The following is an 18,940-nucleotide window of genomic DNA, read 5'->3' on the forward strand; positions in this document are numbered from 1 at the left end:
TCATTCAGCGGCGATTTCCACCCAGCGACCTTGCCGGAAAGATTCGGCCATGGCGTGCACGGACTGCTCGATGCGCAGGCCATGGTTGAAGTCGATGGAATGCGACGCCATGCCGGCGATGGCGGCGATCAGCTCACGGCATTCTATGACCTTGAGATCGTTGAAGCCGAGGCCGTGGCCGGGCGCCGGAATGAAACGGTCATAGGGCTTGTGGTGCGGTGCCGTCAGGATCGTGGAAAAGCCTTGCTCGGTGGCGCGGCCGTCCGTCGTATAGAGTTGGAATTCGTTCATGCGCTCCTGATCGTAGAGGATCGAGCCCTTCGAACCATAAATCTGCAGCGCGATGCGGCCCTTGCGGCCCCAGGCCGAGCGGTTGGCCATCAGCACGCCGGAGATACCGCCGGGAAGGCGCATCAGGACGCTGGCGATATCGTGGTTTTCGACGTCGCGGCGGCTGCCGTCCTTCAGCGGGCGGTCGGCATAGGGCTTGGCGAGCGACGCGATGACCGCCTCGACATGGCCGAACAGGCTCCACAGCAGCGAGAGCGGATGCACGGCGAAATCATCGAGTGCGCCGTAACCGGAGGTCGCTTCGCTCTTCCAGTAGAACAGCGCCTCCGGATCAGCCATGAAATCCTCGTCCATCTCGATGCGGACGTGATTGACCGTGCCGATGGCGCCTTCGTCCAGCAGCGAACGGATGTGCCGCATCACGGGGTTCTGGATGTAGTTATAGCCCATGACCGCGATCTTGCCGGATGAGCGCTGCGCGGCGAGCATGCGCTCGGCATCGGCAAAGGCCGGCGCCATCGGCTTTTCGCACCAGACATGTTTGCCGGCATCAAGGGCGGCGATGGCCATCTCGGCATGGAACTGGTTCGGCGTGGTGACGGAAATCACGTCGACATCCGGATCAGCAAGCAGGTCGCGCCAGTTGGCGGTCGCCTTGGCGAAACCGAATTCGCGGGCACGGCTCGCCGCGAGATCCGCATTGGCTTCGGCGAGATGCACGAGGCGCGGGCGATCGACATCGCCGAAGACCGTGCTGACATTGTTCCAGGCGAGCGCATGGCACTTGCCCATGTAGCCCGTTCCGATCAATCCAATTCCCAAGGCCTTCATGACATCTCCTCCGGTTTGTCTGCGCGCAATTCCAGACGCAAAACCGCTACGCAGTTTTGCTGGAATTGCTATATCTCGCCACAAGGGCGCTCCAGGCGCCATGCATAGCGGGAAAGATTTAGAACGAAAACTATCTTTTCTCGAGATATGGAATATTTATTTCATTCGTAGCAGAATGGCCGCACGAGGAGGACTGGATCCATGAACGACACCGAGGCGGCCCTGGCGCGTGTACCGCGTGATTTCGACAGCCTGCGCAGCGTGATCATCGAGCGCAAAGCGACCATGCCGAAACGACTGGCGCAGGTGGCGGCCTATGCGCTCTCAAACCCGGACGAGATGGCCTTCGGCACTGCGGCAAGCATCGCAACGGCGGCGGATGTGCAGCCCTCCACCTTGGTGCGCTTGGCCCATCACCTCGGTTACGAAGGTTTTTCGGACCTCCAGAACGTTTTTCGCGCCCGGCTGCGCGACCGCACATTGTCGTACGAAGAGCGCCTTCTCACGCTGGAAGCAGGTCCCGCGGTCAACAGTGATACGGAACTGCTCTCCGGCTTCCTGACGGCGGCAAGCCAGTCCGTCGCGCGGCTCGCCAGCACCATCGACGGCGAGACCTTTTCGAAATCCGTCGATCTGCTCGCCCGCGCGGAAACCATCTATCTCGTCGCCAAGCGCCGCTCCTATCCGCTGACCGCCCATATCGCCTATGCCTTCGGCAAGCTCGCCATACGCCACCAGATCATCGCCTCGCCGAACGGCATCGATCCCGAAATGACGCAGTTTGCGACGAACAAGGATGCGGTCATCGCGGCGAGCTTTGCGCCCTACGCCGCCGAAAGCCTGACCCAGGCGCAGGAACTGGCGGGTCGTGGCGTGCCGATCGTTGCGATCACCGACTCGGTTTTCTCGCCGCTCGCCGCCTCCGCCACATACTGGTTCGAAGTCTCGGAAGCCGACTATGCCGGCTTTCGCTCGCTCTCCGCGTCCATGGCGCTTGCCATGGCGCTGCCCGTCGCGATTGCCGAAAAGCGGCGCAGCCTGCGACGCGCGCCGAAACGAAATGCTGTGGAATAGAAACGGAATGAATATTCCGAATTGACAGAATAATGGAATTCATGTTTCATTTTCCCAACGTACCGCCGCAGTGAGACGGTGGCGTCGCAAGACCGGGAGGAAGACATGCCGCACACGGAACAAGACAGGACGCTCGACGTCATCACGATCGGCCGCTCGTCCGTCGACCTCTACGGCCAGCAGCTCGGCACGCGGCTCGAAGACACCGCTTCCTTCGCCAAATCCGTCGGTGGCTGCCCGGCCAATATCGCGATCGGCACCGCCCGCCTCGGCCTGAAATCCGCGCTCATCACCCGCGTCGGCGACGAGCAGATGGGCCGTTTCATCCGCGAGCAATCCGCCCGCGAAGGCGTCAATGTCGAGGGCATCAAGACCGACAAGGACCGCCTGACGGCGCTTGTGCTGCTCGCCATCGAATCCGAGGGCGTCTCGCCGATGATCTTCGTGCGCACCGACTGTGCCGACATGGCGCTCGACGAGGGCGACGTGGACGAGGCCTTCGTACGCTCATCCCGTGCCGTGCTGGTCTCCGGCACGCATTTTTCGCGACCCAACACCGAGGCTGCGCAGCGCAAGGCGATCCGCATCGCCAAGGAAAACGGCGGCAAGGTCATCTTCGACATCGACTACCGCCCGAACCTCTGGGGCCTTGCCGGCCATGCCGAGGGCTTCGAGCGCTATGTGAAGTCCGATCGCGTCTCCGCCATCATGAAATCCGTCCTGCCGGATTGCGATCTCATCGTCGGCACGGAAGAGGAGATCATGATCGCGTCCGGCGCCGATGACGTGCTTTCCTCGCTGAAGGCGATCCGCGCGCTCTCCTCCGCCACCATCGTGCTGAAGCGCGGCGCCATGGGCTGCATCGTCTATGACGGCCCGATCTCCGACAATCTGGAAGACGGCATTATCGGCCAGGGCTTCCCGATCGAGGTCTATAATGTGCTGGGTGCCGGCGATTCCTTCATGTCGGGCCTCCTGCGGGGCTGGCTGCGGGGCGAAGACCATGCGACCTCGGCAACATGGGCCAATGCCTGCGGCGCTTTCGCCGTCTCCCGCCTGCTCTGCTCGCCGGAATATCCGAGCTGGGACGAGCTGGAATTCTTCCTGAAGAACGGCAGCAAACACCGGGCGCTGCGCAAGGACGAGGCGATCAACCACATCCATTGGGCAACCAACCGCAAGCAGGCCGACATTCCGCTTCTGATGGCGCTCGCCTGCGACCACCGTATGCAGCTCGTCGACGTTGCGGATGAACTGAAGGTACCGCACGAAAAGATTTCCGAGTTCAAGCGCCTGACCGTGAAGGCCGCCGCCCGTGTCGCCGATGGCCGGCCGGGTTACGGCATGCTGATCGACGAGCGTTTCGGCCGCGACGCCTTCTTCGATGCCGCCGCCCAGAATTTCTCCTGGCTCGGCCGCCCGGTCGAACTGCCCGGCTCCAAGCCACTGCGCTTCGAGTTCAGCCAGGACATCGGCTCGCAGCTCGTGGAATGGCCGCTCGACCATTGCATCAAGTGCCTGTGCTTCTATCATCCGGACGATCCGGCAGCGCTCAAGAAGGAGCAGCAGGAAAAGCTGCGCACCCTGTTTGAGGCGGCACGCCGGGTTGGCCGCGAGCTGCTGGTAGAGATCATCGCCGGCAAGAACGGGCCGCTCAAGGATGATACGGTCTCGACGGCACTTCAGGAACTCTACGATCTCGGTATCAAGCCGGACTGGTGGAAGCTGGAGCCGCAGGCATCGAGCGGGGCATGGGAAAACATCGAGGCGGTGATCGCCAAAAATGACGCCTATTGCCGTGGTATCGTGCTGCTCGGCCTGGAGGCGCCGACGGAGGAACTGGTCAAGGCATTCGAGGCAACCAAGGTCGCACCGGCCGTCAAAGGCTTTGCCGTCGGCCGCACGATCTTTGTCGATGCCGCCCGCGCCTGGATGGCCGGCAAGATGGACGACGAGGCAGCGATATCGGACATGGCCGGCCGCTTCCGCGAACTGACCGACGCCTGGCTGCGCACGCGCGGTCTCTAGAGCAATCCCAGGAAAAGTGTGGGCGATTTTCGCCCGGGATTGCGGCAAATGAAGAGAATTTGGGAGGAATACCATGGGCAAGACGATCCGGCTGACGATGGCGCAGGCCGTCACGCATTTCCTGAAGGCACAGATGACGGTCGTCGACGGCAAGAAACAGCCGATCTTCGCCGGTGTCTGGGGCATTTTCGGCCATGGCAACGTCGCGGGCATGGGGGAAGCGCTGTATCAGGTGCGCAATGAACTGCCGACGCTGCGCGCCCATAACGAACAGGGCATGGCGCATGCCGCCGTCGCCTTCGCCAAGGCGAGTTTTCGCCAGCGCTTCATGGCCTGCACGACCTCGATCGGCCCCGGCGCGCTGAACATGATCACCGCCGCAGGTGTGGCGCATGTCAACCGCCTGCCCGTCCTCTTCCTGCCCGGCGACGTCTTTGCCAACCGCATTCCCGACCCGGTCCTCCAGCAGATCGAGAACTTTGGCGATGGCACCGTCTCGGTGAACGACGCCTTCCGCTGCGTGTCGCGCTATTTCGATCGCATCACCCGGCCAGAACAGATCATCCCCGCCCTGAAGCGCACCATGCAGGTACTGACCGATCCGGTCGATTGCGGCCCGGTGACGCTGTCGCTCTGCCAGGATGTGCAGGCCGAAGCTTACGACTACCCAGCAAGCCTGTTCGATGAGAAGGTCTGGACGCATCGCCGTCCGCGGCCGGACACGGACGAGCTTGCGGCGGCCATCGCGACATTGCGCAAGGCGGAAAAGCCGCTGATCATCGCCGGCGGCGGCGTGCTCTATTCGCAGGCGACGGCGGAACTCAAGGCCTTTGCCGGCATGCATGGCATTCCGGTCGCCGTCACCCAGGCCGGCAAGTCGGCGCTGCCGGATGATCACCCGCTCTGCATGGGCTCGGTCGGTGTCACCGGCACCTCGGCGGCCAATGCCTTTGCGGAGGAAGCGGACGTCATCCTCGCCGTCGGCACCCGCATGCAGGATTTCACCACCGGCTCCTGGGCGCTGTTCAAGAACGATGGCGTCAAGATGATCGGCCTCAACACCGTGGCCTTCGACGCCGCGAAGCGCGACAGCCAGCCGCTCGTCGCTGATGCGCGCGAGGGCCTGACGCTGCTGTCCGAAGCGCTCGGCGGCTGGAAGGCGCCTGCTTCGTTTACGGAATCTGCCAAGCCCCGCAAGGAAGCCTGGATGGCTGCCGCCAACCGTGCAACCGCTCCGACCAATGCGGACCTGCCCTCCGATGCGCAGGTCATCGGCGCCGTGCAGCGCACGATCGGCGGTGAGAATTCGGTGATGGTCTGCGCCGCCGGCGGTCTGCCGGGTGAGCTGCACAAGCTATGGCAGGCCCACAAGCCGGGCGGCTACCACATGGAGTACGGCTTTTCCTGCATGGGCTACGAGATTGCCGGCGGCCTTGGCGTGAAGCTGGCACGGCCGGAGGCGGATGTCGTCGTCATGGTCGGTGACGGCTCCTACATGATGATGAACTCCGAGCTCTCGACTTCGATCATGCTTGGCCAGAAGCTGACGATCGTCGTGCTGGATAACCGTGGCTACGGTTGCATCAACCGCCTGCAGATGGGCACCGGCGGCGCGAACTTCAACAACCTGCTCAAGGACTCGATGATCGAGATGATGCCGGATATCGACTTCCGGGCGCATGCCGAAAGCATGGGCGCGGTCGCCGTGAAGGTCTCTTCGATTGCCGATCTCGAAACGGCCATTCAGAACAGCAAGGGCAATGACCGCACGTCGGTGATCGTCATCGACACCGACCCGCTGATCACCACCAAGGAAGGTGGCCATTGGTGGGATGTGGCGGTGCCGGAAGTGAGCCCGCGTGAAGAGGTCAACAAGGCGCGCGAAGCCTATGTGAAGGCCCGCGCCGCGCAGACTATCGGTTAAGACAGACACCCCACCCTCCCCGTCATCCTCGGGCTTGACCCGAGGATCCACCCACACGGCACACCCGAGAGAGTGGCATGGATCCTCGGGTCAAGCCCGAGGATGACGGAGGAACGGGTAGAGACAAGAACAGTGACAAGGGAGGCCGTAGCCTCCCGCCAAGGAGACGATAATGAAAGCCAAACTCGGCATGTCGCCCATCGCCTGGTGGAACGACGACCTTCCGGAACTCAGCGACGACGTATCCCTCGAAGAATGCCTGCGCCAGTCGCGCGGTGCCGGTTTTACCGGCATGGAAAAGGGCCGTCGCTTCCCGGAAGATCCCGCGGTGATGCTGCCCATCCTGCGCGCCGCCGACGTGACGCTGTGCGGCGGCTGGTTTTCCGGCACGCTGGTCGACGAGGAGCTCGCCGCCAACAAGGATCGCATCGCGCCGATGATCGAGCTGTTCAAGGCGGTCAACGCGCCCTGCATCGTCTATGGCGAAGTCGGCCGCTCCATCCAGGGCGACCGCTCCAAGCCGCTCGCCACCAAGCCGCGCCTGTCGGACGATGAGATGAAGGCCTATGGCCGCAAGCTTACACAGTTCGGTGAATGGTGCGCCGAGCAGGGCATGCCGCTGTCCTATCACCACCACATGGCCGCCGTCGTCGAGACCGAGCCGGAACTCGATGCCTTCATGCGTAATTCCGGCGAAGGCATTCCGCTCTTGCTCGATGCCGGGCACCTTGCCTTTGCCGGCGGTGATGTCCTGCGCGCCATCGACAACCATCACGCCCGCATCAAGCACGTCCATGTCAAGGACATCCGCCAGTCGGTGGTCGATGGGCTCGATCGCAGCCGGCAGTCCTTCCTCGACGCGGTGGCGCTTGGCGCCTTCACCGTGCCGGGCGACGGCTCGCTCGATTTCGGTGCCATCGTCAAGCGCTTCGCGGATTATGGTTATGAAGGCTGGTTCGTCGTCGAGGCCGAACAGGACCCGCGTGAAGCGCCCCCGCAGAAGATGGCCGAAGTCGGTTATGCGGAACTGATGCGCGTCATGACCGCTGCGGGTTATACCGTGGAGACGGAAGGCTTTCCGAAAGGATAAGCCTCAACCGCATGCCGAAGGAAAGGACCAAGCCCATGCCGAAACTTCTCGTAAAGCCGGACGGCGCGCACGGCCGCGTCAGCCACGTCACACCGGAAAGCGCCGGCTGGACCTATGTGGGGTTCGACGTGCACCGCATGAAGCCCGGCGAAATTCTCGCCGCGGAAACCGGGACCCGCGAGGTCTGCCTCGTCTGGATTTCCGGCAAGGGCAAGGCGACGGGCGCGGGCCAGGATTTCGGCGTGCTGGGGGAACGCATGAGCCCGTTCGAGGGCGCGCCGCATGCGCTTTATATACCGGCCGATTCCAACTGGTCGGTAACGGCGGAGACGGATCTGGAACTCGCCGTCTGCTCGGCACCGGGCGGCGGCGACTACCAGGCCAAAGAAATTCCACCCGGCACGCACCCTAAGCTCAGCCGCGGCAAGGGTTCGAACGTCCGCCACGTCTACAATATCATGCCTGAAAACGACAATTCGGCCCATTCTCTGCTCGTCGTGGAGGTCATCACGCCGAGCGGCAACACTTCGTCCTACCCGTCGCACAAACACGACCAGGACGACCTGCCAAACGAGAGCTTTCTCGAAGAAACCTACTACCACCGCCTCAACCCGCCGCAGGGTTTTGCCTTCCAGCGCGTCTATTCGGACGACCGCTCGCTCGACGAGGCCATGGCGGTGGAGGACCGCGACGTGACGCTGGTGCCGAAGGGCTATCACCCCTGCGCCACCATTCACGGCTATGATCTCTATTATCTCAACGTCATGGCGGGACCAAAGCGGGTGTGGAAATTCCACAACGCCAAGGAGCATGAATGGCTGCTGGCCTGAGCAGGCACTTCAGAGTGCCGTAAGCCGCGCCCACATACGACCACTCCACTAAAGTCATCCTCGGCCGTGAGCCGAGGATCCAGGTGGCGGGTGAGGTGTGGATGGTCGGGTCAGGCTCGACCATGACGGAGGAAAAGTCGACGGCTTTTTCTGATCGGTCCGCGCGGACTTTCCGGCAAGCCCGAGCGGGTTATCGGCGTGCCGGCCGCTACCGCTTCCACTTCCGTGTCAGTCCCCATTCCTTGGCGATTTCCAGCGTCGAGGAAAAGCCTGCCTCCAGCATGAACGGCTCGTTGGCGGTGGCATAGCCGCCGCCTTCGCCGCGCAGAACCGGCGTGCCGTGGCCCATGCCGTCGATCTCGTGCAGGATGACGAGCGCCCTGCCCTCCTTGTCCGGCCAGATGCGCGTGCGCCGGCCCTTCATGCGCTTTTCCACGAAGGCTTCTTTTGGCAGTCGGTAGAGGTCGCGCCATTGCTCGGCGAGGGCGACGCCGTTGGATAGCGACACGGTTTCGTCCGCAGTGCCGTGCCAGATCGAGATTGCGGGTTTGCGGGCAATGCGCGGGGAGACAGTGCGGACGAGGTCGCTCCACTCGTCGGCAGTTCGCTCGGGCGCTGCTGCCATGGCATCGAAGGCGCGGCTCGCATCGCGCGCGGCGCCGAACGGCAGGCCTGCTATGACGGCGCCACCGGCGAAGACATCCGGATAATTGGCGAGCATGGCAGCCGTCATCGCCCCACCGGCAGAAAGGCCGGTGATGAAGAGGCGTTGCGGATCGCTTGCCGCCCTTTCGGCCGTATGCGCCACCATCTGGCGGATCGACATCAGCTCGCCGCGGTCGCGCGTCACCTCGCTTGGGCGAAACCAGGTGAAACAGAGCCGCGGATTGTTGGTCTCCCGCTGCTGGGCATAGACGACGGCAAAGCCGCGCTCTTGTGCGAGCGAGGCCCAGCCGGCGGCCCGGTCGTAGCTTTCCGCATCCTGCTGGCAGCCATGCAGCACCAGCACCAGCGGGCGACCGGCAGGCAGGCCTTCGGGGACATACTCGAACATGCGCAGGCCGCCCGGATTGCTGCCGAACCCGACGACTTCGCGGAGAGGCGACGAGCCCGCCGGCCGGCGCCGCACGGCGGGCGCCTTGCGCTCGGGATCACGGGAAAACGGCCAGAAGAGGTCGCCCAGGGGGGCATCGGTCGGCAGAAGCCGTTCGACCGATCGCTTGAAACGGTCGCGCATGCTTGGCCTCCTTGTGGGGGAATTGCTCATTGTCAGGTTACTTGCTCACACGGAGCGGCAGGATCAAGGCAAAAACGCGGAAATCGGCCAAAAGCTCATTCTCCAGGCTCATGAGGGCATTCATAAATAGCCAAAGCGTCGGTCTGCCCTTTTCGTTCCAGCCCTTTCGAAGACGGAGCGGCTGATGTAGCACTTCTGCAACGACAAAACGCGACAGGAGGGAATCCATGAGCGAGCACCACAGCGCCACCCCGGAACAGGCGCGCGCCAAGATGGCGCCTTTCGACTGGGCCGATCCCTTCCTTTTGGAAGACCAGCTGACCGAAGAAGAGCGCATGATCCGCGATACGGCGCGGGCCTATTGCCAGGGCAAGCTTGCCTCGCGCGTCACCGAAGCGAACCGCCACGAGATCTTCCACCGCGAGATCATGACCGAGATGGGCGAACTCGGCTTGCTCGGCCCGACCGTGCCGGAAGAATATGGTGGCGTCGGCGCCAACTACGTTTCCTACGGCCTCGTTGCCCGTGAAGTCGAGCGCGTCGATTCGGGCTACCGCTCGGCGATGTCCGTGCAGTCCTCGCTCGTCATGCACCCGATCTTCGCCTTCGGCACGGAAGAGACCCGCAAGAAGTACCTGCCCAAGCTCGCTTCGGGCGAGTGGGTCGGCTGCTTCGGCCTGACCGAGCCGGACCATGGCTCGGACCCCTCCTCCATGATCACCCGCGCCAAGAAGGTCGATGGCGGCTATCTCATCTCGGGCGCCAAGAACTGGATCACCAATTCGCCGATCGCCGATGTCGCGGTCGTCTGGGCAAAATCCGATGCGCATGACAACAAGATCAAGGGTTTTGTTCTCGAACGCGGCATGAAGGGTTTCGAGACGCCGAAGATCGAGGGCAAGTTCTCGCTGCGCGCCTCCGTCACCGGCATGATCATGATGCAGGACGTCTTCGTTCCCGATGAAAACCTGCTGCCGGAAGTGTCCGGCCTTGCCGGCCCGTTCGGCTGCCTCAACCGCGCCCGCTACGGCATCGCCTGGGGCGCCATGGGGGCTGCCGAATTCTGCTGGCACGCCGCCCGCCAGTACACGCTCGACCGCAAGCAGTTCGGCAAGCCGCTTGCCGCCACCCAGCTCATCCAGAAGAAGCTCGCCGACATGGAGACCGAGATTTCGCTCGGCCTGCAGGGGGCGCTGCGCCTCGGCCGCTTGTTCGACGAACATCGCGCACCGGCCGAGCTTATCTCGCTGATGAAGCGAAACAACTGCGGCAAGGCGCTCGACATTGCCCGTGTGGCGCGCGACATGCATGGCGGCAACGGCGTCTCCGACGAATACGGCGTCATCCGCCACGTCATGAACCTCGAAGCGGTCAACACCTACGAGGGCACGCATGACATCCATGCGCTGATCCTCGGCCGCGCGCAGACCGGCCTTCAGGCTTTCCAGTAAGTCAGGCTCGTACTTGAAACATTCGGCGGCCGCTCGTTCAAATGCGAGCGGCCGTTTTCATGTTTTGTCCATCCCGTTTCGATACAGTTCAAACCCGACAACAGAAGCGGGAGGGCACCATGCCCCTCGACGGCATCCACGAGCAACTTCACCTGCGCCACCCCAAGCGCAGCTTCGTCCAGTATCGCATCGACAAGCCCGGCTTCATCACGCCGATCGGCCATCATCTCAGCACGGCGATGCGCTACACCTGCCTTATTCGCAGCATTTCGAGCGCTGGCGCAGTGCTCTCCATCAACAAGACGCTAACGCTGCCGGAAAGCTTCTACCTGGAAATCCACGGCATCCGCGACGAGATCCCCTGCACGGAGTTCAAGCGCGACGGCGACGAGCTGGTGGTGCGCTTCAACATGTTCCTCGATACGGATTTCCTCAACCATGTGCTCGGCCGCGAGACCGAAACGCACGGCAATTAAATTTTTAAGTATTTGTTTCAACGAAACAAAATACTCCCCTGCAACACTCCCGTCATCTCTACTGGACATGACGTCCCCATCGGGAGAATGGGCAATGGCTATTGGTGCAGACAAGCGATCCAGCGCCGGACTTTACGAACGCAAGTGGGAGCGCTTCACCGTCAACCGGCAGGGCATGCTGATGAGCGTCGGCCTGGACCTGGCAGCGCCCAAGATGCGCACCTGCAAGCTGGTCGACATCTCGGTCGGCGGGGCAAGCTTCACTGTCACCACGACGATCGGCCTGCCGTTCCACTACTACCTTTCCATCGTCGGGGTAACCTCGCGCATCGGCTGTGCGGAAGTTTACCGCAACGACAACCGCATCGGTGTGCAGTTCATCAAGGAAATCGACGAGGAACTGCTGCACACGATCGTGCGCTCCGAGTACTTTACCGGTGGCGTCGCCGCCAAGCCGAAGAAGGAAGAGCGGCGCTACATGGTCGGTGTGGAAAAGGGCGGCCGCAGCTCCGCAACCACCTGAGCATTTCTCCTTTGCGCTTTATTGGTTAGGGTGCCCCCGGATGACTGATTCCGGCGGGTGCCTCGCGGCGTTCGGCCGGCGGCTTCCAGACCGTTTCATCGACCTTCAGGCGTTTTCATGTCCGCATTCTCCCGCTTCACCGCCCTCGCCCAGACCCTGCCTGCCACCGTCCCCTTCGTCGGGCCAGAAGCCATCGAGCGTACCCGTGGCCTCGCCGTAAAGGCCCGCATCGGCGCAAACGAGAGCGGCTTCGGCCCCGCGCCTTCCGTGCTGGAGGCGATGCGCGCGGCTGCCGGGACGACCTGGATGTATAGCGATCCGGAGAATTACGAACTGCGCGAAGCCCTCGCCCTGCATCATGGCGTTTCGCGCGACAACATCGCGATCGGCGGCGGCATCGACGGGCTGCTGGGCGAGATCGTGCGCTTGATCATCGAGCCCGGCACGCCGGTCGTGACCTCGCTCGGCGGATACCCCACCTTCAACTATCATGTGAATGGTTTTGGCGGACGGCTCGTCACCGTGCCCTATGCCGGCGACAGGGAACATCTGGACGGCCTGCTCGACGCCGTGCGCCAGGAAAATGCGCCGCTCGTCTATTTCGCCAACCCGGACAATCCGATGGGGAGTTGGTGGGACGCCGACAGCGTCGTGTCCTTCGCGCGGGCGCTACCGGAAACGACGCTGCTCATTCTCGACGAAGCTTATGGGGAAACCGCACCGGCAGGCACGATCCCGTCGATCGATGCGCTGATCGGCCAGCCGAACATTCTGCGCATGCGCACCTTCTCGAAGGCCTACGGCCTTGCCGGCGCGCGGATCGGCTATGCGATCGGCACGCTCGGCAATGCGCAGGCCTTCGACAAGATCCGAAATCATTTCGGCATGGCCCGAGTTTCGGTTCAGGCGGCACTCGCCGCGCTGAAGGATCAGGCCTATCTTTCGGACGTCATCGCCCGCATTGCCGCATCGCGGGAGCGCATCTCCCGCCTCGCGCATGCCAACGGCTTGTCTCCACTCGCCTCCGCCACCAATTTCGTCACCATCGATTGCGGCCGGGACGGCACCCACGCCAAGGCCATTGTCGACGGGTTGATGGAACATGGCGTCTTCATCCGCATGCCGGGTATCGCCCCCCTCAACCGATGCATCCGCATCAGCGTCGGGCCGGATAACGATATGGCGTTGCTCGAGGAAGCTTTGCCGCGGGTCTTAAAGCAGCTGGCTTGAGCGATCGAGCATCTTGAGGTCAGCGGGGCGGATCCGGTTCTTGCGCCGTTTATCGCCCTGATGTCCGTGATGCTTTTCTGATCGCCGGCGCCAGCCGGCATTTCTCAGTGAACCGTCATCCACTCGCGGGCGGCGCGCAGCGCCAGAGCGAGGTCGGTCTTGGTCATCGTCGCCGCAAGATCGGCGCGCAGTTCAGCGGCGCGATCACAACCCTTGATGGCGGCGATATTGAGCCACTTGTGGGCCTGCACCACGTCGATGTCGCAGCCTCTACCCGTCGCATACATGAGGCCCATGTCGCAGAAGGTTTCGGCGCGGTTCTCGCCGCCCGTCATGGCGGCTGTTTCGGTATTCTGAAAATCAAAGCGTGCCATTTCGTTCGTCCCTGTCTGACTTGTTTACTGCGTTAGTGCCCTGTTTTACCTGCCCTTTCGGGCCTCTCCCGGCGCCTGCGATCTTCTGTGGCATGGTCTTCCGTGAGAGTTTTGCCGGCCGGTTTTTCCGTGCTCGTCTTATGGCTCCACTATGCCGCGGGCCTTTCAAAATGCGCTTAAAATGCATGCTTAACTGGAGGCAAACAAAATCCAAACGCTTGGTAAAATTGGGTTTTCGTTAAACATCGGAGCGGCTGGAAACGAGCGGATTTGCTTCAAAATTTACGAATTGTTCAACCGGCGATTTCAACCCTTCGGTAACCACGCAAAACGGTCCGGTTTTTCCGCCTGGCAATTTCCCGCCTTCCCCGACCTAGCAAAGTGTCTCTAAAACCGGCCTGCGCGCATATTTACCTTTACGTTTGCGTAAGATATTCTGCGCTTCTCATTCTGGAGGAGGAAGAGAATGAAACTGAGGACATGGATCGCCGCCGCCCTTCTCGTCGTGCCGGGCGTTGCCCTTGCCGCCGAGCCGATCGAAGGCAACTGGAAGACCGCAAGTGGCGCTACCGCCGTGATCGCGAAATGCGGCGGCAGCTTCTGCATCACCCTGAAGACGGGCAAACATGCCGGCAAAAGCATCGGCAAGCTGAGCGGCTCGGGTTCCGACTATTCCGGTTCGATCACCGATCCGGAGACCGACAAGACCTATAGCGGCTCGGGCGCGGTCAGCGGAAAATCCCTGAAGATGAAGGGCTGCGTGCTCGCGGTGCTCTGCAAGTCGCAGACCTGGTCTCGGCTCTGAGCGCAAACGCGCCCGAAGTCACAACGCTTCGTCAGACCCCAAGCCGGCGCCTTGCGCCGGCTTTTTCGTTTCAAGCTCGGGCCAAAAAACGAATCACACCATTCCTGAACAGGAGATGAACTGCCCTCTCAGGGAGCGTTCAGTCCCGCAATGCGACAAGGGTCATATTGAACGATTTGAATGAGGGACAACACCATGGACATCCTCGCACGCCGCCTCACCATCATCACCCTGCTGATGGCTATCTTCGCGATCATGCTCGCTGCAGCCGTCGAGACCGACTACCGCCGCAGCACGCACAACACCACCGGCAAGCTGGTAGCCTGCTCGACCCCGGACATGTGCCGCGCCTCGCTCTGACACCTGACGACACCGGGAAAACCGAAATGACCATCGCCCTGCTCCACACCTCCGTCGTCGCGCTGCGCATCCTCGCCCTTTCGGCAATGATGATCGCGCCGGTCGGCGCACTCGCCTGGAGCAATGCAGGTGGTCTCGGCATCGAAAAGCAGGGGGCTGGCCTCATGCTCTTCATCACCCTCCAGCGCCAGTCGATGAGCTAGTACAGGCTTTCCCTCGCAAAAATCCGTGCTAGACCGGGCAGGCCTTCGTCGCCAGCCCGGAGTACCGGATGAAATCCCTTCTCTTCTTTTCCGCCGCGGCACTCGCCGAAATCGCCGGGTGTTTTGCCTTCTGGGCCTGGTGGCGGCTCGATAAATCCATCCTCTGGCTTCTTCCAGGAATCGCCTCGCTCGCCTTGTTCGGCTGGCTGCTCACCCAGGTCGACAGTGCCTTTGCCGGCCGCGCCTATGCCGCCTATGGCGGCGTCTATATTGCGGCGTCCCTGCTCTGGCTGTGGTTGGCCGAAGGCATGCGGCCGGACCGGTTCGATATGGTCGGTGCGAGCTTCGCGCTTGTCGGCGCCGGCATCATTCTCGCGGCTCCGCGATAGGCCTTGTGGACGCGGCATACGTTGTCGTTTGCTTGTAAAAAACAACACACTATAATCAATCATGAGCAAACGAATCTTCTCTCACAAGCCGCTTTCCTTCGCCACGCCGGCACCCTACGAGCCGCAATCCTTCGATGATCCGGTGGCCGCGGTCGATGCCCTGCAAGAGCTTTACGAGCGCAACACGACCTTCCTGACCGACGCTTTCGTGGCGCTCGGCAAGGCCGGTTCACCCGACAAGCGGTTCCGCGCCTGCTACCCGCAGGTCTCGATCGAAACGACCAGCTTCGGCCACGTCGATTCCCGCCTGTCCTACGGTTATGTCGCCTCGCCCGGCGTCTACACCACGACCATCACCCGGCCAAAACTCTTCCGGCACTACCTCAAGGAACAGCTCGGCCTCCTGATGCGCAACCACGGCATTCGCGTCATCGTGTCGGAATCGACGACGCCGATCCCGCTGCATTTCGCCTTTGGCGAAGGCGCCTATGTCGAGGCGGAGATCGCCGAGGGCATCGAACTGCCGCTGCGCGACCTTTTCGATGCGCCGGATCTCACGACCACCGACGACGAAATCGCCAACGGCGCCTACGAGCCCGGCCCCGGCGAGCCCTCACCGCTCGGGCCCTTCACCGCACAGCGCATCGACTATTCCCTCGCCCGCCTCAGCCACTACACGGCGACCAGCGCCAACCATTTCCAGAATTTCGTGCTCTTCACGAACTACCAGTTCTATGTCGACGAATTCTGCGCCTGGGCACGCCAGCAGATGGCCGAGGGCGGCAACGGCTACACCGCCTTCGTCGAGCCCGGCAACATCACCACGCCCGCCGGCGCCGACAAGCCGGAAACCGACCTGACGCTCGCCCGCCTGCCGCAAATGCCGGCCTATCACATCAAGAAGAAGGGCCATGGCGGCATCACGCTCGTCAACATCGGCGTCGGCCCCTCCAACGCCAAGACGATCACCGACCATATCGCCGTGCTGCGTCCGCATGCCTGGCTGATGCTCGGCCATTGCGCCGGCCTGCGCAATAGTCAGACGCTCGGCGACTATGTGCTGGCTCACGCCTACGTGCGCGAGGACCACGTGCTCGACGACGACCTGCCCGTCTGGGTGCCGATCCCCGCACTTGCCGAAGTGCAGGTGGCGCTGGAAAGCGCCGTGGAAGAAGTGACGGGTCTTGAAGGCTACGACCTGAAGCGCATCATGCGCACCGGCACCGTCGCCACCATCGACAACCGCAACTGGGAACTGCGCGACCAGCGCGGTCCGGTCAAGCGCCTCTCCCAGTCCCGCGCCATCGCGCTCGACATGGAATCCGCCACCATCGCCGCCAACGGATTTCGTTTCCGCGTGCCCTATGGCACGCTGCTGTGCGTCTCCGACAAGCCGCTGCATGGCGAACTGAAGCTGCCCGGCATGGCAACCGCCTTCTATCGCACGCAGGTCAACCAGCATCTGCGCATCGGTATCCGCGCCCTGGAAAAGCTCGCCGGCATGCCGACGGAGAAGCTGCATTCGCGCAAGCTCAGGAGCTTCTTCGAGACGGCGTTTCAATAGCTGCGAGATGGCAACAAATACGTGATGGCAGCTTGTCGCTCACCCGAACGAGAATATCGGGATAAAGCCGCTTTTTACAGAGCCGCTAAGCTCGTTGATGCTGCGTTTGAGCAATGTAATTGCTGGCTTCTCTACCCGGAGAGGACTGTGAATGTTGTACCCAATTAACTTGACCCTCACGCTGGTGACTTTGAAGAGGCACGATCCTCGTTCCTCTTATGTCGACATTTTTCTTGAGGGTCTTGATGCTCACGGCCAGCACATTCGCTTGGAGTGCCAGCAAGCAACAGAGGTTGTGATCAGCGATTTTAACAGCGCTGTGAGATCGAGCCTGAATGTCCAAGACATTTCAGCTTGGCAACTTGAAGAGGCAAAATATTCAGTTACTGATATCGAACACGGGCTGGTCGCATTCAAATGCTTGAGCCTGCGCGTGATAGAATCGCAACCCGTTACCTCACAAGCTTGAGCACCTGTAAGAGGTGAAGTTTTTGGCCCTTTTCCGTCAGTTAACGCGAAAGGCGACGATGTTCACGACGCTTGGCTAGGAGACCTTGCAGAACACGCGGACTCTGCGGAAGCACTAGCGGCACCAGAATCATCCGCACCATCCCGCATTTTACGCGCCGATGCGAAACCAACGTCCACAGGCCTCCGGCCCCAGCCGTGCGTGGAGCCATCAAACGCCTGATTTCAAATTGAATTCGGCCGCAAAACGCTAGGTTCTGCGGCCGACTCGTGATCGCATATTCATGCGTTGGTCAGGGGCGGTCGTACCACCCCTCTTTTCATTTCCAATCAGGCCGTCATCACCTTCCATGCATGTTCCAGGCCCTTGCGCGTAATGTCGATCATCTGGTCGACTTCGGCGTGGCTGATGACGAGCGGCGGGGAGAAGAGCATGCGGTCGCCGGTGGCGCGCAGCACCAGGCCGCTTTCCAGGCAATGGTTGCGCACGGTGACGCCGACCTTTTCCTTGTCCTCGAAGCGCTTGCGCGTTGCCTTGTCCTCGGCAAGCTGGACGGCGGCCATCAGGCCGACCTGCTGGATCTGGCCGACGATCGGCAGGTCTTCCAGCGATTTCAGGCCGGCTGCGAGATAGGGGCCGATATCGTCGTGCACGCGCTCGACAAGCTTTTCGTCCTCGATGATGCGGAGGTTTTCGAGGGCAGCGGCAGCGCAGACCGGATGGCCGGAATAGGTGAAGCCGTGGTTGAAATCACCGACTTCTTCCACGAGCACATTGCCGACGCGATCGGAAACCATGACGCCGCCGATCGGCAGATAGCCGGAGGACAGGCCCTTGGCGATCGGTGCCAGATCCGGCTCGACGCCAAAATGCTGGTGGCCGAACCAGTGGCCGGTGCGGCCGAAGCCGCAGATCACTTCGTCGGCGACGAGCAGGATGTTGCGCGCCTTGCAGATGCGGGCAATTTCCGGCCAGTAGGTGGCGGGCGGAACGATGACGCCGCCGGCACCCTGGATCGGCTCGGCGACGAAGGCGGCGACATTGTCCTCGCCGAGTTCGTCGATCTTCTCTTCCAGCTGGCGGGCCATCTTCAGGCCGAATTCATCCGACGTCAGGTCGCCGCCCTCGGCGTACCAGAAGGGCTGGTCGATGTGGTGGATGCCGGCGATCGGGAGATCCCCCTGCTCGTGCATCCATTTCATGCCGCCGAGCGAGGCGCCGGCGACGGTGGAACCGTGATAGCCGTTCTTGCGGGCGATAATCGCCTTCTTGGTCGGCTTATCCATGGCGCCCCAATAGACGCGGGCCATGCGGAACCAGGTGTCGTTGGCCTCGGAGCCGGAACCGGTGAAGAACACGCGGTTGATGTTCGGGCCGGCATGCGCGGTGATCTTCTGGGCGAGCAGCACGGCCGGCGGCGTCGTCGTGCCGAAGAACGTGTTGTAGTAGGGCAGTTCGTTCATCTGGCGCATCACCGCATCGGTGATTTCCTTGCGGCCATAGCCGACATTGACGCACCAGAGGCCGGCAAAACCGTCGAGATAGCGCTTGCCGTGGTTGTCGAAGATGTAGCACCCTTCGCCGCGCTCGATGATGCGCGTGCCGGTCGCGTTCAGCTTCTTCATGTCCGAAAAAGGATGAAGGTGATGGGCGGCATCGAGGGCACCAAGGTTGGATATGGCTGCTACATTGCTGTTCGACATTTTGAATACATCCTTAGGGGTAGGTTCCGCCTTATTGAACGGCGGGACAGAATGAGTTACGAAAATGCCCATACAACAAGCATTTGGC

At 62.1% G+C, this 18,940-nt stretch carries 20 protein-coding genes; 15 read left to right on the plus strand and 5 right to left on the minus strand.

Annotation, left to right across the window (positions count from 1 at the left end; all coding sequences use genetic code 11):
• The gene (locus tag AC1RT2_RS17595; protein WP_493103878.1) at positions 1–1,122 is read right to left on the minus strand and encodes a Gfo/Idh/MocA family protein; all 1,122 of its coding nucleotides are present in this window, start codon (positions 1,120–1,122) and stop codon (positions 1–3) included.
• A 201-nt stretch (positions 1,123–1,323) separates the two neighbouring features.
• Between AC1RT2_RS17595 and AC1RT2_RS17600 the strand changes: the two genes are divergently transcribed.
• The 5 genes from AC1RT2_RS17600 to iolB all read left to right on the plus strand — a co-directional run bounded on the left by AC1RT2_RS17600 (position 1,324) and on the right by iolB (position 8,068).
• Positions 1,324–2,196, plus strand: a complete 873-nt coding sequence (locus AC1RT2_RS17600; protein WP_257947578.1) for a MurR/RpiR family transcriptional regulator — start codon at positions 1,324–1,326, stop codon at positions 2,194–2,196.
• Positions 2,197–2,301: 105 nt separating this feature from the next.
• The gene (locus AC1RT2_RS17605) at positions 2,302–4,224 is read left to right on the plus strand and encodes a bifunctional 5-dehydro-2-deoxygluconokinase/5-dehydro-2-deoxyphosphogluconate aldolase (protein WP_493103879.1); all 1,923 of its coding nucleotides are present in this window, start codon (positions 2,302–2,304) and stop codon (positions 4,222–4,224) included.
• Positions 4,225–4,297: 73 nt separating this feature from the next.
• Positions 4,298–6,148, plus strand: coding sequence for a 3D-(3,5/4)-trihydroxycyclohexane-1,2-dione acylhydrolase (decyclizing) (gene iolD, locus AC1RT2_RS17610; RefSeq protein WP_493103881.1), 1,851 nt, complete (start codon positions 4,298–4,300; stop codon positions 6,146–6,148).
• Between the two features lie 172 nt (positions 6,149–6,320).
• Positions 6,321–7,238 (plus strand): myo-inosose-2 dehydratase, encoded by a 918-nt coding sequence (gene iolE, locus AC1RT2_RS17615; protein WP_493103882.1) that lies wholly within the window; start codon positions 6,321–6,323, stop codon positions 7,236–7,238.
• 35 nt (positions 7,239–7,273) lie between these two features.
• Positions 7,274–8,068, plus strand: coding sequence for a 5-deoxy-glucuronate isomerase (gene iolB, locus AC1RT2_RS17620; RefSeq protein ID WP_493103884.1), 795 nt, complete (start codon positions 7,274–7,276; stop codon positions 8,066–8,068).
• 208 nt (positions 8,069–8,276) lie between these two features.
• On the opposite strand, the gene AC1RT2_RS17625 is transcribed toward iolB, so the two are convergent.
• A complete protein-coding gene (locus AC1RT2_RS17625) occupies positions 8,277–9,305 on the minus strand; it encodes an extracellular catalytic domain type 1 short-chain-length polyhydroxyalkanoate depolymerase (protein ID WP_493103887.1) in 1,029 nt (342 codons plus the stop codon).
• A gap of 37 nt (positions 9,306–9,342) precedes the next feature.
• On the minus strand, positions 9,343–9,534 hold the full coding sequence (locus AC1RT2_RS17630) for a hypothetical protein (protein WP_150129910.1): 192 nt from the start codon (positions 9,532–9,534) through the stop codon (positions 9,343–9,345).
• Here AC1RT2_RS17630 and AC1RT2_RS17635 point away from each other — a divergent pair.
• The 4 genes from AC1RT2_RS17635 (at position 9,533) to AC1RT2_RS17650 (ending at position 12,985) form a co-directional block, all read left to right on the plus strand.
• Positions 9,533–10,756: an acyl-CoA dehydrogenase gene (locus AC1RT2_RS17635; protein WP_493103891.1), complete on the plus strand. Its 1,224-nt coding sequence runs from the start codon at positions 9,533–9,535 to the stop codon at positions 10,754–10,756. The genes AC1RT2_RS17630 and AC1RT2_RS17635 overlap by 2 nt on opposite strands.
• Before the next feature lie 119 nt (positions 10,757–10,875).
• Entirely contained in the window at positions 10,876–11,232 is a 357-nt protein-coding gene (locus tag AC1RT2_RS17640; RefSeq protein ID WP_069059356.1) for a hypothetical protein, read from the plus strand.
• A 94-nt stretch (positions 11,233–11,326) separates the two neighbouring features.
• Positions 11,327–11,755: a PilZ domain-containing protein gene (locus AC1RT2_RS17645; protein WP_069059357.1), complete on the plus strand. Its 429-nt coding sequence runs from the start codon at positions 11,327–11,329 to the stop codon at positions 11,753–11,755.
• A gap of 117 nt (positions 11,756–11,872) precedes the next feature.
• The gene (locus AC1RT2_RS17650; protein WP_493103897.1) at positions 11,873–12,985 is read left to right on the plus strand and encodes a pyridoxal phosphate-dependent aminotransferase; all 1,113 of its coding nucleotides are present in this window, start codon (positions 11,873–11,875) and stop codon (positions 12,983–12,985) included.
• Between the two features lie 104 nt (positions 12,986–13,089).
• On the opposite strand, the gene AC1RT2_RS17655 is transcribed toward AC1RT2_RS17650, so the two are convergent.
• On the minus strand, positions 13,090–13,359 hold the full coding sequence (locus AC1RT2_RS17655; protein ID WP_069059359.1) for an SEL1-like repeat protein: 270 nt from the start codon (positions 13,357–13,359) through the stop codon (positions 13,090–13,092).
• A gap of 466 nt (positions 13,360–13,825) precedes the next feature.
• On the opposite strand from AC1RT2_RS17655, the gene AC1RT2_RS17660 reads away from it, so the two are divergent.
• The 6 genes from AC1RT2_RS17660 to AC1RT2_RS17685 all read left to right on the plus strand — a co-directional run bounded on the left by AC1RT2_RS17660 (position 13,826) and on the right by AC1RT2_RS17685 (position 17,149).
• Entirely contained in the window at positions 13,826–14,164 is a 339-nt protein-coding gene (locus AC1RT2_RS17660; RefSeq protein WP_493103901.1) for a DUF2147 domain-containing protein, read from the plus strand.
• Between the two features lie 180 nt (positions 14,165–14,344).
• Positions 14,345–14,524 (plus strand): hypothetical protein, encoded by a 180-nt coding sequence (locus tag AC1RT2_RS17665; RefSeq protein ID WP_493103903.1) that lies wholly within the window; start codon positions 14,345–14,347, stop codon positions 14,522–14,524.
• A gap of 26 nt (positions 14,525–14,550) precedes the next feature.
• The gene (locus AC1RT2_RS17670) at positions 14,551–14,727 is read left to right on the plus strand and encodes a hypothetical protein (RefSeq protein ID WP_493103905.1); all 177 of its coding nucleotides are present in this window, start codon (positions 14,551–14,553) and stop codon (positions 14,725–14,727) included.
• Between the two features lie 68 nt (positions 14,728–14,795).
• Positions 14,796–15,116, plus strand: coding sequence for a YnfA family protein (locus AC1RT2_RS17675; RefSeq protein ID WP_493103907.1), 321 nt, complete (start codon positions 14,796–14,798; stop codon positions 15,114–15,116).
• Positions 15,117–15,177: 61 nt separating this feature from the next.
• Positions 15,178–16,680 carry an AMP nucleosidase gene (locus AC1RT2_RS17680; protein ID WP_493103909.1) on the plus strand — a complete coding sequence of 501 codons (1,503 nt, stop codon included), beginning with the start codon at positions 15,178–15,180 and terminating at the stop codon, positions 16,678–16,680.
• Between the two features lie 151 nt (positions 16,681–16,831).
• Positions 16,832–17,149: a hypothetical protein gene (locus AC1RT2_RS17685; RefSeq protein WP_493103911.1), complete on the plus strand. Its 318-nt coding sequence runs from the start codon at positions 16,832–16,834 to the stop codon at positions 17,147–17,149.
• A gap of 329 nt (positions 17,150–17,478) precedes the next feature.
• Here the strand turns inward: AC1RT2_RS17685 and AC1RT2_RS17690 are convergent, their stop codons facing one another.
• Positions 17,479–18,852, minus strand: a complete 1,374-nt coding sequence (locus AC1RT2_RS17690) for an aspartate aminotransferase family protein (RefSeq protein ID WP_493103913.1) — start codon at positions 18,850–18,852, stop codon at positions 17,479–17,481.
• Positions 18,853–18,940: the final 88 nt, after the last annotated feature.

The sequence above is a fragment of the Shinella sp. GW821-FHT11G07 genome (assembly GCF_058808115.1).

What these genes read in the sequence shown, in the direction of transcription:
- AC1RT2_RS17595 (WP_493103878.1), bottom strand. Translation starts at nt 1,122, where the DNA reads ATGAAGGCCTTGGGAATTGGATTGATCGGAACGGGCTACATGGGCAAG.
- AC1RT2_RS17600 (WP_257947578.1), top strand. Translation starts at nt 1,324, where the DNA reads ATGAACGACACCGAGGCGGCCCTGGCGCGTGTACCGCGTGATTTCGAC.
- AC1RT2_RS17605 (WP_493103879.1), top strand. Translation starts at nt 2,302, where the DNA reads ATGCCGCACACGGAACAAGACAGGACGCTCGACGTCATCACGATCGGC.
- iolD (WP_493103881.1), top strand. Translation starts at nt 4,298, where the DNA reads ATGGGCAAGACGATCCGGCTGACGATGGCGCAGGCCGTCACGCATTTC.
- iolE (WP_493103882.1), top strand. Translation starts at nt 6,321, where the DNA reads ATGAAAGCCAAACTCGGCATGTCGCCCATCGCCTGGTGGAACGACGAC.
- iolB (WP_493103884.1), top strand. Translation starts at nt 7,274, where the DNA reads ATGCCGAAACTTCTCGTAAAGCCGGACGGCGCGCACGGCCGCGTCAGC.
- AC1RT2_RS17625 (WP_493103887.1), bottom strand. Translation starts at nt 9,305, where the DNA reads ATGCGCGACCGTTTCAAGCGATCGGTCGAACGGCTTCTGCCGACCGAT.
- AC1RT2_RS17635 (WP_493103891.1), top strand. Translation starts at nt 9,533, where the DNA reads ATGAGCGAGCACCACAGCGCCACCCCGGAACAGGCGCGCGCCAAGATG.
- AC1RT2_RS17630 (WP_150129910.1), bottom strand. Translation starts at nt 9,534, where the DNA reads ATGGATTCCCTCCTGTCGCGTTTTGTCGTTGCAGAAGTGCTACATCAG.
- AC1RT2_RS17640 (WP_069059356.1), top strand. Translation starts at nt 10,876, where the DNA reads ATGCCCCTCGACGGCATCCACGAGCAACTTCACCTGCGCCACCCCAAG.
- AC1RT2_RS17645 (WP_069059357.1), top strand. Translation starts at nt 11,327, where the DNA reads ATGGCTATTGGTGCAGACAAGCGATCCAGCGCCGGACTTTACGAACGC.
- AC1RT2_RS17650 (WP_493103897.1), top strand. Translation starts at nt 11,873, where the DNA reads ATGTCCGCATTCTCCCGCTTCACCGCCCTCGCCCAGACCCTGCCTGCC.
- AC1RT2_RS17655 (WP_069059359.1), bottom strand. Translation starts at nt 13,359, where the DNA reads ATGGCACGCTTTGATTTTCAGAATACCGAAACAGCCGCCATGACGGGC.
- AC1RT2_RS17660 (WP_493103901.1), top strand. Translation starts at nt 13,826, where the DNA reads ATGAAACTGAGGACATGGATCGCCGCCGCCCTTCTCGTCGTGCCGGGC.
- AC1RT2_RS17665 (WP_493103903.1), top strand. Translation starts at nt 14,345, where the DNA reads ATGAGGGACAACACCATGGACATCCTCGCACGCCGCCTCACCATCATC.
- AC1RT2_RS17670 (WP_493103905.1), top strand. Translation starts at nt 14,551, where the DNA reads ATGACCATCGCCCTGCTCCACACCTCCGTCGTCGCGCTGCGCATCCTC.
- AC1RT2_RS17675 (WP_493103907.1), top strand. Translation starts at nt 14,796, where the DNA reads ATGAAATCCCTTCTCTTCTTTTCCGCCGCGGCACTCGCCGAAATCGCC.
- AC1RT2_RS17680 (WP_493103909.1), top strand. Translation starts at nt 15,178, where the DNA reads ATGAGCAAACGAATCTTCTCTCACAAGCCGCTTTCCTTCGCCACGCCG.
- AC1RT2_RS17685 (WP_493103911.1), top strand. Translation starts at nt 16,832, where the DNA reads ATGTTGTACCCAATTAACTTGACCCTCACGCTGGTGACTTTGAAGAGG.
- AC1RT2_RS17690 (WP_493103913.1), bottom strand. Translation starts at nt 18,852, where the DNA reads ATGTCGAACAGCAATGTAGCAGCCATATCCAACCTTGGTGCCCTCGAT.